Below are 13,428 nucleotides of genomic sequence, written 5' to 3'. Positions count from 1 at the left end.
CTCTTTGTAATTGATATCGGGATTATAGCTAAAGTATCCTAAACAGTTTTTAGCTTGGTAGCTATCGTATGAGCGTCACTAACCAGCTATTCGCATAGTAGAGTACAGCAGCAAGCAGACACATCATGATCAGAAAATAGAACAGTTTTTTGTGTTTGATGATCTCCATGAATCTTTCTGTCCCTACCTCTTTGACCGTGAAAACGAAAAGGACCCATCCCCCGATACTTCCGGCCAGTGCCAGACCTGATGCGCCCAGAGGATGCATAAGTATAAGAGAAGATGTCACTGAAGCGATGAGTGAATAGACTGCGATGATGGCAGCTTTTTTGTGGCGGTGAGAGGCATAGAGAAAGAGTGAAAAGAGTTTCGCCAGGCCGAAAGGCAGCAGGCCTATCATGTACATACGCAGTACACTGACGGTCTGGAGTGTTTCAGCCTGTGTAAATTTGCCTCTCTCAAAGAGTAGCCATACGATTGGTTCGGCAAGCAGCATACCTCCCAGCATGGCTGCTCCAAGAAGGAAGGAAAGAAGCCAGAAGGCCTGGTTGAGGTTTTTGTAGGCTTCGGTTTCATTGCCATTGTTGAGTGCTTTGGAGACAGTGGGAAAGAGTACGGTTGCCGTCGCGATGGCAATGATGGCAAGGGGAAGCTGGAAGACCCGGTTGGCATAGAAGAGGAACGAGACAGAACCTGTCATCAGGAAGGTAGCCAGTATCGTGTCAATGAATGCGGAAATCTGCGGGGTGGAGTTTCCGAGGATGCCGGGCAGGAAAAGTGACTGAAAATGCTTCTTCTCCTCTTCCACATCTTTACTCTTTCGGTATTTCCATCCGCCTATGAGCAGCTTATGGAGTTTAAAATTATGTAAAGTGACAAGATGTGCAAATACCTGTAAAGCACCGCCGATGAGTACGGCATAACTGACTGCATAGGCTACTGTTTTCGGGTCTTCTTTCATATAGAGCCAGAGTGCGGTGATCATCGAAATGTTCAGCAGTGCAGTGGACATGGCCGTGGTGGCAAAATGCTCTCTGTACTGAAGCAGGGTTGCCAGAAATGTCACAATGAAAATGAGGTCCAGATACCAGAAGTTTATGGCAGTCATCGGTGCGGTTTTGGCTATCTGTTCACTGTCCCAGCCCCAGGCGAGCAGTTTGGTGATAGGTTCTGGGAAAAAGGTGATCAGCAGTGACACAGCCACAAGGAAGATAAGAAATCTCAGGAAGATGGCCGTAGCAAAGACCCCTTTGTGTCTGGAAGCCACAAAAGAGGGCATGAAAGCCTGTGTAAAAGCACCTTCGGCAAAGATACGCCTGAAAAGATTGGGGAGTTTGAATGCGACAAAGAACATATCGCTCCAGACCGAAGCTCCAAGTGCGGAAGCCATCAGGACATCGCGTCCCAGACCCGTTACGCGTGAAAAAAGTATGCCGAAGCTGTTGGTAAATATGGAGCGTAATCTCATGCGTCTCTTTGTTGTCGGCTTCTACTGGCCGGAGTGTGTTTTATAATATTCGTACTCACTGTTGCTGAGTGGTCTGGCACATCCCATTTTACGGTCTCTGATGGCACTTTGGTAGGCGTATGAAAATGCATCGGCCCCGTCGGTACGGTAAGTCTTTTTGAGTTCTACGGCAGTTTTGGGCGAAGTCCAGGTGATATAGCCTTTTTGACAGTCGACTCCGGCCTGCCGATAGTCTTTGACGGTTACATCGCTTTTGACAGGCGCATTGCTGAATTCTGCTCCGTGAGGGACCAGGTAGGGTTTGCCCTGGACAAAGACGATATTCTTGTTATAGATCGACTGTGCAGTGAAAGTACTGCATCCGGTAAAGAGTAGAATGGAGGTACCGATGAACAGAGGGCTTAAAAGTTTCATAAGAAAGGTCCGTTTTTTTTAGTTTGAAAATTATAGCAGTTTTTTTGTGAAAGTCAGGGTTCTGGTGTTTGGCTGGCAGGGTAAAACATGTCAATATGTCATATTTTTTGATAAATCATAGAAACTGTTGATATACTTATAAAAATCGAGCGTAAGGAGCGGAAATGATCGTAGGTATGGAAGGAGCAGTGGAGAGACGTGACCCGACATTTATTCATTTGAATGTGAACGGGATCATCTATGAAGTACAGGTTTCCATCAATACTTCCAATGCCATACAGGAGAAGCGTGTAAAGCTTTTCATTACGCAGGTGATACGGGAAGATGCCAACCTGCTGTTCGGCTTTATGGATACCAACGAGAAGAAAATGTTCGATACCGTTCTGAAGATCAATGGAGTAGGGCCCAAAGTGGGGCTTGCCATCTGTTCGACCTTTACGCCGGAAACCTTTGCAAAAGTGGTCGCTTCCAAAGATGTCAGTATGCTCAAGAGAGTGCCCGGCATCGGCCCCAAGGCAGCCAGCCGCATTTTGGTAGAATTGGCGGACTTCATTGTTGACGGAGATGCAACAGAGGGTAACAGCGGTGCACTGGGTGAAGCGGTTATGGCGCTTGAAAGCCTCGGGTTCAAGAAAGATGCTATTCAGAAAGCACTTTCCGGGTGTTCAGGCGATACAAGCACTCTGGTAAAGGAAGGTTTAAAAAAGCTTCAGAGACTGTGATGCGTGGTATTTGCATGATTATTGCACAGCAGCAGGTGAAAAAGCGTTAGTTTCTTTTTGGGGTGTTCCACAGTTCTTCAAGCAGATTCAACAGCGGAAGATAGAGCATTTCAACTTCCGCTGTTTCAATGTACCCCTGGTTGGGAAAAAAGAAGTGGTTGTTCCTGTTACGCCTTGTACGGATGATAATATAGATCATCTCCGAGATAAGTGCCGCTTTGTCGGAAGGAAAAGAGACCTTTTCAAATAATGTCTCTTCGGCACTTCTGAGCGCTGTACTGATGGTTCCTGTATTGATCTCTGCAATATAGCTTATTTGCAGATCCTCCAGTGTCTGACTGAGCCAGGTATTGCTGTGGGCAGTGACTTTCTTCCCGTATTCGCCATGGGCTCTTTTCCTGAAAAAAGGAATGTGGTGTCTGAGCAGACAGGCTTTCAGGAGTATCTCGGCAGCCAATGAAGCGTTCCGCCAGAAATCTACCGCTTCGAATGCGTCTTCATCAGGAATATCGGCAAGTCTGAAAAGACCGTTTTTGTAGCTGAGTATCTTCTGTTTGGTTGCAAGGTGGATGGCATAGGCATGGTTGTCTTCATCCAGATAGCTAATGTCTATATTTTTCATGCCTATAGTGAAGATATGGTTTGCCTGTCGGGTTCTATCACACGGCGCGCCGAGACGAATTTCCGGGCATAGTATCCGTGGTCGATAGGGGAGATGATGATCCCTTTTTTCCTCGAAGCGGCATGGATGAACTTCCCGTCTCCAAGGTAGATACCGACATGCGTGACGGGGATACCCCGTTTTCTATCGGTCAGGAAGAAAAGCAGGTCACCTTTCCGCAGGTTCTGAATAGCAACGGGTTCACCCTTTTTTGACTGTGCCCATGCCGTGCGGGGGAGGTTGACGTTATGTTTTTTGTAGAGGTACTGTACATAGCCTGAACAGTCAAAGCCTTTGGGTGAAGTCCCGCCCCAGACATACTTTCCCCCTTTGAAGAATTTGGCGTCTTCAAGAAGTTTCTGCCTGTCTACGGCTGATATATGGTACTCTTTACCGGCTTTTTTGGCCAGGATCATCTCTCTGCTGATACGGTTGGCTCTCAGTCTCGCAGCCTCTGCTCTGTGTGCGAGATTCTCTTCACGATGCAATTCATCATAGATCGCCTGCAGGGAGTATTCCGTCTCTTTCTGGTTGAGGCAGTCATTTTCCCTGTGTTCGAGCGTTTTGCTGATGACGATATTCTTGCCCGGATCTGTGATAGTAAAGAGGTTTGCATTGGATGCACTGAAGAGAAGCACAGACAATATCAGTAGTTTGTTCATCCCTTATCCTCTTCTATAAAATTCCTTGATATCCCATAATATCAAAATGAACTTTAAGAGGAAATAAAAGCAGTTAAAGGTAATTTTTTAATGATGTGTTCCGCAAAAGTTTGCATCACATCCATGAACGGCCCCGGAGTCTTTGGAATTTTTCACAAAGAATTTCTTCAGCCGTTTTTTATGGTTCTGGAAGAGTTTGTTCTTCAGGCTGGCCATTCCCTTGGGTTTGTTTTTATGGATTTTCATCATTTTCTTTTCATTGTCGAAAAAGTAAGCCCAGTCGTCACTGTCGAGCTGTTTTGCCATATAAAAAGGGGTACCGTGACAAGAGGTACAAAGCTTTGTGACGATCCTGAATGCCCGTGTATCATATTTTTCGGCTGCATGTGAGAGAGTGAAGAAGCCGCCAATGACCATTGTGCCTATAAGAATTTTTTTCATAATTTTTACCTTCGTATATTCTTTATTGGATAGATCATAGTGTATTTTTGTGCATTGTATGTGTAGTATTTTGAAAATAATCCTGTTTTCCCGGATGTACCGGACAGGGTAATCAAAGCTAAAGAGGAAATCAAAAAGATATAATATGCTTATGAATAAACAGATCGTTATTATAGGTGGAGGAGCCAGTGCGCTGATGCTGGCTTCATTGCTCCCCAAAAAATCTGCTACCGTCATTGAAAAGAATGCTGCACCCGGAGCGAAAATAGTGGTATCGGGCGGAGGAAAGTGCAACATTACCAATGCGGTGATGTCTCCGGACTTTTTTCTGGCAGACACGTCATTTGTTACACCCGCTCTTGAGGCATTTAACGAGAAGGACCTGCTGCGGTGGTTGAAAAGGCGCGGACTTGAACCGGTACTGAAAAAAGGAAGCCAGTACTTCTGTAAAGAGTCTTCCCGTGAACTCCTGTCGCTATTGCAAAAGGAGAGCAGGAAACAGACCTTTTTTTACAGCGAGACAGTTCTCTCTGTCAATAAAAGGGAAGGACATTTTTATATCAAAACCGACAAAAGGATGCTTACCGCCGATGCCGTGATGGTAGCTTCAGGCGGGCTGAGTTTTCCGAGGCTGGGTGCCGGCGGCATTGGTTATGAGATCGCCGGGCATTTTGGGCACAACATTGTGAAAACTGCTCCAGGGCTTGTAGGTTTTACGGTACAAAAAGAGCAATTCTTCTTTAAGGAGCTCAGCGGTGCTTCTACGGAAGTGGTCATTACCGTGAATGGCCAAAAGTGCAAAGGTTCCCTGCTTTTTGCCCATAAAGGCATCAGCGGTCCGGCAGTGCTGGATGCTTCGCTTTACTGGGAAAAAGGAAAGATGGAAATAGACTTCCTGCCCGGTTTTTCCTGGGAAAGTATAAGGAAAAGCCCCAAGCAGCTTTCATCCCTGCTGCCGATGCCCAAACGTGTTACTAAGGCATTTCTGCTACAATTAAAGCTTCATGACAAAACAGGAAACAGGATCACGGACAGGGAACTGCTTATTTTAAAAGGCTTGAACCACTACAGTTTTGCTCCTGCCGGGACATTTGGTTACTCCAAAGCGGAAGTGACCAAAGGCGGGGTTGATACGACAGAGGTGGATAGCCGGACGATGATGAGTAAAAAGTGTGAAGGACTTTTTTTTACAGGGGAAGTACTGGATGTAACAGGCCGACTGGGCGGGTACAACTTCCAGTGGGCCTTTTCAAGTGCAGCAAGTTGTGCACGATTCTTTACTGGGAGGCAAAGATGAATATAGGGATGAAAACAAGAATAGTGTTGGCAGTATTGTTCGCTGCTATACTGAGCGGATGTGTCGGGCCAAGAGATGCCGAAGGATGGAGCTCTTCACAAAAGAGAGAGTTTATGAAAATACTTTCTTCGGACAAGTATGTCTCTTTGTGTAACCAGAAACCGCTGTATGACAAGGTAAGACAGAGCCAAAATTCCAGACTGATGACCAAACTGCTTGTTGGCTACACAGATAATCTTGCCAACAGTTGTATAGACAGCAGTACGCTCGGTAAAGAGTATGATGCCTACTGGCAGAAGGTCGGCACTTCCGATATCCAGATGAAATTGAGGGCAGGACAGAGTATCGAGACCATTCTCAAACCTTATATTCCCGAATATAAGCAGTTTGGACTTTTACTGGCCAAATACAAAGCCCTGCAGAGAACACCGGAAACATCGGCTGAAGCACTGCATAAAGTACGTATGAGTCTTGAGCGTATCAAACTGATGAGACCGGGTCTCGGCAAGACCTATGTGCTTGTGAATATCCCTGAGTTTAAAGTGAGAGTCATCGAGAATGACAGGACATCGGTATCGATGGGTGTGATCACGGGAAAGAAAAAACATCCAACTCCAGTTTTTAGTGAAAGACTGCAGTATATCGTTCTGAACCCGACATGGAATGTGCCTGACAGTATCGCAAGGAATGAAGTAATTCCAAAACTGCTCAGAGATCCGGCTTATCTGAAAAAGCATCGTTTGGTCATGCGCAAAGACTACAATCTTGATTCATCGGCATTGAATCAAGACTCTGTAAATCTTGCCGCTTACAAGGGTGGAAAGGGTGATGTGCCGTTCAAGTTCATTGAAGTACCGTCAAACAGAAATGCCCTGGGGCGTGTCAAGTTTATCTTCCCGAACCACCATTCGGTCTATATGCACGACACGCCGACGAAGTATCTTTTCAAAAGGAAAGTGCGTGCCTACAGCCACGGATGTGTAAGGCTCCAGGATCCCAAACGGATGCTGCAATACCTGACGGAGCATTATACCGATTACAGTTTTGAAGAGGCGATGAAAAAGTATGACAGTCTCAAGACAGCATACATGAAGATCGTCAAACCGCTCTGGGTACATACTGCCTACCTGACCGCTTATGTGGAAGAAGACGGTACACTGAGACTCTTCCCCGATATTTACGGTCTTGACCGCAAACAAAAACTGAACTTCTGATTAACAGAATGAAAAGATGACAAGGGCATGGCTGATACTGGGCGATATCCTTGTCACGCTGTTGCTTCTCGTCTCTTTCATATTTTATTATCTTTATCCGCCCAAAGGAGGGCTAAAACCGGTAAAGATCCATCCTCTGGAACAAAACCTTACACTCCCGCAGTACGGAATAGCGATACCGGAAACAAACTACACCATGACCGTAGAGGATCTTAGGCGTATGGCACAGGAAGTAAATAAAACAGCATACGTACCCATAGAAAGATTCAGGGATGTTCCCCTTGAGGAAGCCCTTGTACTTGCCGGTGCCAAATCGGGAGATCCGGTGTTTATCCGTATCTTCAAACGTGAAGCCATTCTGGATGTTTGGATAAAGGAAGATGGAGCATACCGATTTCTTAAAGCATACAAGGTCTGTGCCTACTCCGGCAGACTAGGTCCCAAGCTTAAAGAGGGTGACAGACAGGCACCTGAAGGCTTCTACAGCGTTACCAGAAGCAGCCTTAATCCCAACAGCAAGTTCCATCTCTCTTTCAATCTTGGTTATCCCAATGCCTACGACAGGGCCTACGGACGGACCGGATCATACCTGATGGTACATGGTAACTGTGTTTCCATAGGCTGTTACGCAATGACCGATGAGAAGATAGAAGAGATTTATTCGCTGGTGGAAGAAGCACTGAAGAAAGGCCAGAAAAAGGTGCAGGTGCACATTTATCCTTTCCGTATGACCAAAGAGAATATGTCAGCCTATTCCCACTACCGCTGGTACAGTTTCTGGGAAAATCTCAAGGAGGGATATGACTATTTCGAAGCAGAACATCTGCCGCCCCATATTGGTGTAAAGAACAAACGCTACAGTATCTACGAAACAGATGAGTAGAAAATAGATGTATATAATGACATTTCTCCATATTAATATGTTAAAATATTCCAATTCAAAACAATGGTGAACTATGGCATCCAAAGAGATAGACTACAAAGGGCATGCTTTTCAACTCTCGTATGAGCTGGCAAATCCTTCACAGGAAGAAGTATTGCTGGTTCTGCACGGCTGGGGAAGCAACAAAGAGATCATGAAACAGGCATTCGGCAAAGAGCTGTCCGGGTACAAACACATTTACCTTGATATGCCCGGGTTCGGGAAGAGCAGCAATGATATGGTGCTTACGACAGAAGACTATGCCGCCATCGTACAGCTTTTTCTCGATGCCTTGAATGTAAAAGTCAAGATCGCCATGGGACACTCTTTCGGCGGGAAGGTTTCGACACTGCTCAACTCTCCCTGTCTGGTACTGCTCTCCTCTTCGGGGATACTCGTTCCCAAACCCATGGATGTAAAAGTCAAGATCGCCCTGACTAAAATGCTCAAGCCTTTTAAATTCGCATGGATACGCAAACTGTTCGCTTCCAAAGATGTGGAGGGAATGAGCCACGAGATGTACGAAACATTCAAAAATGTGGTCAATGAAGAGTTTGAACACAATTTTTCCAGGGTTTCAGGCAAAGCACTGCTCTTCTGGGGCAAGGCAGATACCGCAACACCGCTCTGGACGGCGGAGAAGATACAAGGTATGATCCCCGGCGCACAGCTCTATCCGCTCGAGGGTGACCACTTCTTCTTTCTGAAACATGCACCGTTCATCGCTCAGACCATTACAGACCAATGCAAGGACGGCAACTCATGATCATCGTAAACTATCTTTTTTATGCACTTTTTCTTCTGGCGATGGGTTACTACGCCATCACCAACCTTCAGTGGTACAGCTACAAACTTGAAAGGGTGATGTTCCACCATACCAAGACATGGTGGCATTTTGTCTATTTTCTGATTCCCTATGTGCTGTATATACTGGTAAGTTATGCTGCGCCTCAATTCGGTTTTGTGGTCGTAATCGCCTATCTGGCACTGTTCTACCGATGGTACAAAGGCCTGGACAAGCCTCTGGTATGGACAGGCAGGGTGAAACGCTTTTATGCTTTGATGGTCTTTTTGGCACTCTTTGTCATTTTTGCATTCAACCATTTTGCAGTGCTCATACCCATCTTCCTGGCTTATTTCATCTCTCTCTTCATCGAAAAGATGCTCTTCCACGGCTTTAAGGTCAAAGCACAGAAGAAGATAGACGATATGAAAGATCTCACGGTAATTGGGATCACTGCAAGTTACGGGAAAACCAGCATCAAGAACTACATTGAGCATCTGCTTAAAGCAAAGTACAGGACTTATGCTACCCCGCGTTCGGTCAATACGCTCGGCGGGGTCATGAAAGATATCAATGACGACCTGCCTGAAGATACGGAAGTTTATGTGGTCGAAATGGGTGCGAGAGGCGAGGGTGACATTGCCGAGATCACCACGTTTGTCAACCCGCAGTATGTCGTGGTCGGCAAGATAGGCCCAGCGCATATCGAGTACTTTAGGACCATGGAGAACATCCGAAACACCAAAATGGAGATACTCCGAAGTGGCCGTCTCAAAGAAGCATGGATCCACGAAAGTGCGATGGTAAAACCTGAAAAGAACATCCATGTATTCGGTACCGGGGAGAACCTGGACATGAAAACCGGGCTTCCTGCGCCCGAATATCTCATAGAAGATGTCGAAGCAACCCTGGATGCCACCTCTTTCAGACTGAACGGCGTGCGCTACTCGGCAAGTATACTGGGTGCCTTCAATGCCATGAACCTGGCTGCTGCCGTACTGGTGGCTAAAAAGCTTGGCCTCAGTGATGAAGAGATACAGCAGGGACTCTCCACGCTCAAAGCGGTCGATCACAGGCTGCAGCGTATGGATGCGGGAGGAAAGGTCATTCTCGATGACTCTTTTAACGGAAACATAGACGGGATGATGGCATCTTTTGATCTCGCATCCACCTATGAGGGTAGAAAAGTGGTCATTACACCAGGCCTGGTCGAAGTGGACGACGAGCTGAACGTGCAGGTGGCAAAAAGGGCCAATGAGGTCTTTGACCTGGTAGTAGTGACGGGTGATTTGAACTATGCTATTTTCAAAGAGCATGTCGACCCAGAGAAACTGGTGAAGCTTGCGAGTAAGGGTGAGATGGAGAGTATGCTTGTGGAGCAGACGTTGCCCGGAGATCTGATCCTCTTTGCCAACGACGCCCCTTCTTTCGTGTAATTTTACTGCATCTTCGGCCGAACGGCTTCGTTTTGTTCGGTCACATACTGAAATGTATGCTCCCTCTCTCCACTCACGCCGTTCGACCAAATCTACAGCAAACTTACACGGATGCTTTTATTTCAATCCTGGAATTTTGGTTTTGATATGATCAATAATAGAGCTTTTACCCAGTTTTTTGAAAAAGAGTGTATGGTGTTCGCTTTTGAGAACGATACCCTCTTCATCTTTCATTTTGCCTTTTTGGATGATGAATCCTTCTCCTATGGCTTGGTGGAGGCGTGTGCTGACAAAGCGTTTTGTGGAGTTGAGACATTCGTAACGGTAGGTCTTCAGTTTGGAAGAGTACCGATCGTCCGTATGGAGCTTGAGTTTGCCTTCGATACGGTTGCATCCGTCGTATCCGTCAATCTTTCTGTGTTTGGCATGGAAGTCGAGTATGGCTCTTGCAGACAATACTTTGTATCCGTCCATGGTACGAAGGATCCAGCTTCCTTCAAGGCTGTTGAGTGGTATGGAATCTGCAGAGGCGAAAAAAAGTGTCGATATCAAAGAGATGAAAAGCAGTTTTTTTGGGAACATAAGTACCTCTCTTGATTTTTTCGATAGTATAATAAATCTCGATTAATGGAGTATGTATGAGAACGGTACTGTTTATCTATTTGTTAACCACGGCTCTTTTTTCTTCGGAGATCCATCTGACAAAGCAGCAGGCAGACTACATAGCCAAAAAAGTATGGCAGAATGAAGGGGCGGGCAAGGACAAGTACCTTGTCTGGTGGAACAAAGGTGAGGATTTTGCTTCGCTTGGCATAGGGCATTTCATCTGGTTTCCCAAAGGACATACTGAGCGTTTCAGGGAAGTGTTCCCGATGGTGGTGGCTTTTATGCAGAAAAAGGGTGTGCAGATGCCAAAGTGGCTGAACCCAAATACTGATCTCCCCTGGCAGACAAAGGCTGAATTCTTTGTGGCCAAAAAGCAAAAAACGAAACGGTACACGGAACTTTTTTCTTTCCTCAAGCGAACCATGCCCCAACAGGCAGAGTTTATGACAGAACGCCTCAAACAGGCACTTCCCCAGATGCTTGGCACAATAAAAGACCCGAAAAAAGCAGTGATGATAGAACGCCGCTTCAACCATATGCTCTACAAAAAGAACGGAAAGATAGATGAAAGAGGGCTCTACATCCTGCTTGACTACACCAACTTCAAAGGAGAAGGAACGCTCAAGATCGAACGCTACAAAGGGCAGGGTTGGGGACTGTTTCAGGTGCTGGAACATCTTGACGAGAAGAATCCAAACAAATATAAAGCCTTTGCCGACTCCGCCAAAGCGATGCTCTCCCGCCGCATAAAGAACTCTCCTCCTGCGCGGGGTGAAGAACGTTGGAGAAGAGGGTGGAACGTTCGTCTGGATACGTACTGGAAATAGTTTGAAGTACGGGCACCTCTAATAACCCTAAATACGTTATAATTTCGCTGTTTTAAGAAAGGATATGATCTCTATGATGCAGTTTGATTTTAGTTACTATCTGGATAGAATTTCCAAATACGCAGGACTCATAGCAGCGGTTCTTGTCGTAGCGCTCTCTTTGCTGGTCGCCTACGATGCAATGATGCGCTATCTTTTCTCTGCCGGTTCCATTGCCCTGCAGGAAGTGGAGTGGCATCTTTTCGATATTGTTTTCCTGCTGGGGCTCTCCTATGCACTAAAGCATGACAAGCATGTGCGGGTGGACATCTTCTTCGAACGCTATTCACGTGATACCAAAGCAGTTGTACAGATACTCTCGATGCTGTTGCTGGTCATTCCCTTTTCCTTGCTGTTCGTCTCGGATGCCTTCGATATGGCGTATCAGAGTTTCCTGCAGCATGAAGTCTCTCCCGATCCGGGAGGTTTGGGAAGCCGGTGGGTCATCAAAGCGGTACTTGTTCTCGCATTTGTTCTGCTCATTTTGCAGGCTGTCAGTGAAGTGCTCAAAGCCTGGCATCAGTTGGAGAGCAAAAGCAAACTATGGCGTGTCCTCGCTGTCGTGGCTGTATTGGGAGCTATGGTCTATCTTGCCTGGTACAACCGTATGGCATTCTGGTTCGACCCGGTCTTTTTGATGTTTGCTATGGCACTGGTACTCCTGATGCTTGGTTTTCAGGTCGCTTTTGTCTTTGGTGGTGTGGCGCTCTTTTTTGCGATGATTTCCGATGAAGTGGGTCTGCATGTCCTGGAAATGCTGCCGTATCGGACCTACGGCATTATGGGAAATATTACACTGATGGCTGTACCGCTTTTCATCCTGATGGGGCTGATACTGGAAAAGTCCAAAATGGCGGAGAACCTGCTGAGCTCGATGGGAAAACTTTTTGGTTCCGTACGCGGCGGCTTGGCGATCTCCGTGGTTCTGGTGGGTGCGATATTGGCTGCCAGTACCGGTATCGTAGGGGCATCGGTGGTGATGATGAGTCTCATCGCACTGCCGCTGATGCTGAAGCATAACTATTCACCTGCACTGGCTTCCGGGAGTATCGCTGCTTCGGGAACACTTGGCCAGCTTATTCCTCCTTCCATTGTGCTCATCGTCCTTGGTGATCAAATGCATCTCTCTGTGGGCGATCTTTTCAAGGCAGCTGTTGTTCCCGGTATTCTGCTGATCATTCTTTACATCCTGTACATTCTGATCTTCGCGTTCTTGAGGAAAGAAGCGGCACCCGCCATCATTTCGGATGAACCCTACAAAACAGTGGCCAAAGCGGCTTTCAAAGCCATCCTTCCGCCGCTGCTGCTCATTGCAGCAGTGTTGGGGTCTATCTTTGCCGGTATTGCATCGCCAACCGAGTCTGCAGCCATTGGTGTGCTGGGTGCATTTGCATTGGCAGCCTATAACCGTGTGCTGGATTTTGAGCTGGTACGCTATGCTGCTGTAGAAACTGTCAAACTCACAGCGATGATCTTCATGATCCTCATTGGGGCGACGGCATTTTCTCTGGTCTTCAATGAACTGGGCGGCGGTGATATGGCTTTGCAATTTTTTACCGGAGATGTGGGCAGCAAATGGACCTTTATACTCATTGCAATGATGGTAATCTTCCTGCTTGGATTTTTTATCGATTTCATCGAGATCGCTTTTGTGGTCGTACCGATACTTGTACCCATTGTGGCAAGCTTTGGCATAGACCCTGTCTGGTTCGCCATTCTCATTGCGATGAACCTTCAGGCATCCTTTTTGACACCACCATTCGGTTTCGCACTTTTCTATCTGAAGGGTGCCGCAGGCGATAAAGTGACCACGGCTGCGATCTACCGTGGCGTGGTCCCGTTCATTATCTTGCAGGTCGTGGCACTGGGGATCATCGTTCTCTTTCCCGACCTGATTTACCTTTTTGGAAAGTGATGAGCATATTGATCAATCCG

The 13,428-nt window shown here is 46.6% G+C and carries 14 protein-coding genes; 8 read left to right on the top strand and 6 right to left on the bottom strand.

The window, feature by feature from the left end; genetic code table 11:
- Positions 1–61: 61 nt before the first annotated feature.
- Complete coding sequence (gene murJ / locus YH65_RS07565) at positions 62–1,468, bottom strand: murein biosynthesis integral membrane protein MurJ (protein ID WP_046551341.1); 1,407 nt, start codon at positions 1,466–1,468, stop codon at positions 62–64.
- A 21-nt stretch (positions 1,469–1,489) separates the two neighbouring features.
- A complete protein-coding gene (locus tag YH65_RS07560) occupies positions 1,490–1,882 on the bottom strand; it encodes a hypothetical protein (RefSeq protein WP_046551340.1) in 393 nt (130 codons plus the stop codon).
- A gap of 164 nt (positions 1,883–2,046) precedes the next feature.
- Between YH65_RS07560 and ruvA the strand changes: the two genes are divergently transcribed.
- Entirely contained in the window at positions 2,047–2,604 is a 558-nt protein-coding gene (gene ruvA / locus YH65_RS07555; protein WP_046551339.1) for a Holliday junction branch migration protein RuvA, read from the top strand.
- Between the two features lie 46 nt (positions 2,605–2,650).
- Here the strand turns inward: ruvA and YH65_RS07550 are convergent, their stop codons facing one another.
- The 3 genes from YH65_RS07550 to YH65_RS07540 form a co-directional block, all read right to left on the bottom strand.
- Positions 2,651–3,226, bottom strand: a complete 576-nt coding sequence (locus YH65_RS07550) for a hypothetical protein (protein ID WP_046551338.1) — start codon at positions 3,224–3,226, stop codon at positions 2,651–2,653.
- Positions 3,227–3,228: 2 nt separating this feature from the next.
- A complete protein-coding gene (locus tag YH65_RS11285) occupies positions 3,229–3,927 on the bottom strand; it encodes a C40 family peptidase (protein ID WP_052746138.1) in 699 nt (232 codons plus the stop codon).
- Between the two features lie 87 nt (positions 3,928–4,014).
- Positions 4,015–4,368, bottom strand: coding sequence for a hypothetical protein (locus YH65_RS07540; RefSeq protein ID WP_046551337.1), 354 nt, complete (start codon positions 4,366–4,368; stop codon positions 4,015–4,017).
- A 151-nt stretch (positions 4,369–4,519) separates the two neighbouring features.
- On the opposite strand from YH65_RS07540, the gene YH65_RS07535 reads away from it, so the two are divergent.
- The 5 genes from YH65_RS07535 to YH65_RS07515 all read left to right on the top strand — a co-directional run bounded on the left by YH65_RS07535 (position 4,520) and on the right by YH65_RS07515 (position 10,021).
- Positions 4,520–5,665, top strand: a complete 1,146-nt coding sequence (locus YH65_RS07535; protein WP_046552098.1) for a BaiN/RdsA family NAD(P)/FAD-dependent oxidoreductase — start codon at positions 4,520–4,522, stop codon at positions 5,663–5,665.
- A gap of 8 nt (positions 5,666–5,673) precedes the next feature.
- Positions 5,674–6,879, top strand: a complete 1,206-nt coding sequence (locus YH65_RS07530) for a L,D-transpeptidase family protein (protein ID WP_245609183.1) — start codon at positions 5,674–5,676, stop codon at positions 6,877–6,879.
- Positions 6,880–6,895: 16 nt separating this feature from the next.
- Complete coding sequence (locus YH65_RS07525; protein WP_052746137.1) at positions 6,896–7,762, top strand: L,D-transpeptidase family protein; 867 nt, start codon at positions 6,896–6,898, stop codon at positions 7,760–7,762.
- Between the two features lie 73 nt (positions 7,763–7,835).
- A complete protein-coding gene (locus YH65_RS07520) occupies positions 7,836–8,567 on the top strand; it encodes an alpha/beta fold hydrolase (RefSeq protein WP_046551335.1) in 732 nt (243 codons plus the stop codon).
- Positions 8,564–10,021, top strand: coding sequence for a Mur ligase family protein (locus YH65_RS07515; protein WP_046551334.1), 1,458 nt, complete (start codon positions 8,564–8,566; stop codon positions 10,019–10,021). The genes YH65_RS07520 and YH65_RS07515 overlap by 4 nt, the downstream gene beginning before the upstream one ends.
- Positions 10,022–10,138: 117 nt before the next feature.
- Here YH65_RS07515 and YH65_RS07510 read toward each other — a convergent pair whose 3' ends face one another.
- Complete coding sequence (locus tag YH65_RS07510; protein ID WP_046551333.1) at positions 10,139–10,603, bottom strand: META domain-containing protein; 465 nt, start codon at positions 10,601–10,603, stop codon at positions 10,139–10,141.
- Between the two features lie 56 nt (positions 10,604–10,659).
- Here YH65_RS07510 and YH65_RS07505 point away from each other — a divergent pair, with 56 nt between their 5' ends.
- On the top strand, positions 10,660–11,454 hold the full coding sequence (locus YH65_RS07505; RefSeq protein WP_046551332.1) for a hypothetical protein: 795 nt from the start codon (positions 10,660–10,662) through the stop codon (positions 11,452–11,454).
- A 73-nt stretch (positions 11,455–11,527) separates the two neighbouring features.
- On the top strand, positions 11,528–13,408 hold the full coding sequence (locus tag YH65_RS07500; protein ID WP_342666049.1) for a TRAP transporter large permease subunit: 1,881 nt from the start codon (positions 11,528–11,530) through the stop codon (positions 13,406–13,408).
- The last annotated feature ends 20 nt before the right edge of the window (positions 13,409–13,428 follow it).

The organism is Sulfurovum lithotrophicum (assembly GCF_000987835.1).
Classification (GTDB): Bacteria; Campylobacterota; Campylobacteria; order Campylobacterales; family Sulfurovaceae; genus Sulfurovum; species Sulfurovum lithotrophicum.
This window is presented reverse-complemented; position numbering and strand designations above follow the sequence as displayed.

Coding starts and splice junctions, on each gene's coding strand:
- YH65_RS07530 (WP_245609183.1), top strand. CDS start 5,674: ATGAAAACAAGAATAGTGTTGGCAGTATTGTTCGCTGCTATACTGAGC.
- ruvA (WP_046551339.1), top strand. CDS start 2,047: ATGATCGTAGGTATGGAAGGAGCAGTGGAGAGACGTGACCCGACATTT.
- YH65_RS07505 (WP_046551332.1), top strand. CDS start 10,660: ATGAGAACGGTACTGTTTATCTATTTGTTAACCACGGCTCTTTTTTCT.
- YH65_RS07515 (WP_046551334.1), top strand. CDS start 8,564: ATGATCATCGTAAACTATCTTTTTTATGCACTTTTTCTTCTGGCGATG.
- YH65_RS07520 (WP_046551335.1), top strand. CDS start 7,836: ATGGCATCCAAAGAGATAGACTACAAAGGGCATGCTTTTCAACTCTCG.
- YH65_RS11285 (WP_052746138.1), bottom strand. CDS start 3,927: ATGAACAAACTACTGATATTGTCTGTGCTTCTCTTCAGTGCATCCAAT.
- YH65_RS07550 (WP_046551338.1), bottom strand. CDS start 3,226: ATGAAAAATATAGACATTAGCTATCTGGATGAAGACAACCATGCCTAT.
- YH65_RS07525 (WP_052746137.1), top strand. CDS start 6,896: ATGACAAGGGCATGGCTGATACTGGGCGATATCCTTGTCACGCTGTTG.
- YH65_RS07560 (WP_046551340.1), bottom strand. CDS start 1,882: ATGAAACTTTTAAGCCCTCTGTTCATCGGTACCTCCATTCTACTCTTT.
- murJ (WP_046551341.1), bottom strand. CDS start 1,468: ATGAGATTACGCTCCATATTTACCAACAGCTTCGGCATACTTTTTTCA.
- YH65_RS07540 (WP_046551337.1), bottom strand. CDS start 4,368: ATGAAAAAAATTCTTATAGGCACAATGGTCATTGGCGGCTTCTTCACT.
- YH65_RS07535 (WP_046552098.1), top strand. CDS start 4,520: ATGAATAAACAGATCGTTATTATAGGTGGAGGAGCCAGTGCGCTGATG.
- YH65_RS07500 (WP_342666049.1), top strand. CDS start 11,528: ATGATGCAGTTTGATTTTAGTTACTATCTGGATAGAATTTCCAAATAC.
- YH65_RS07510 (WP_046551333.1), bottom strand. CDS start 10,603: ATGTTCCCAAAAAAACTGCTTTTCATCTCTTTGATATCGACACTTTTT.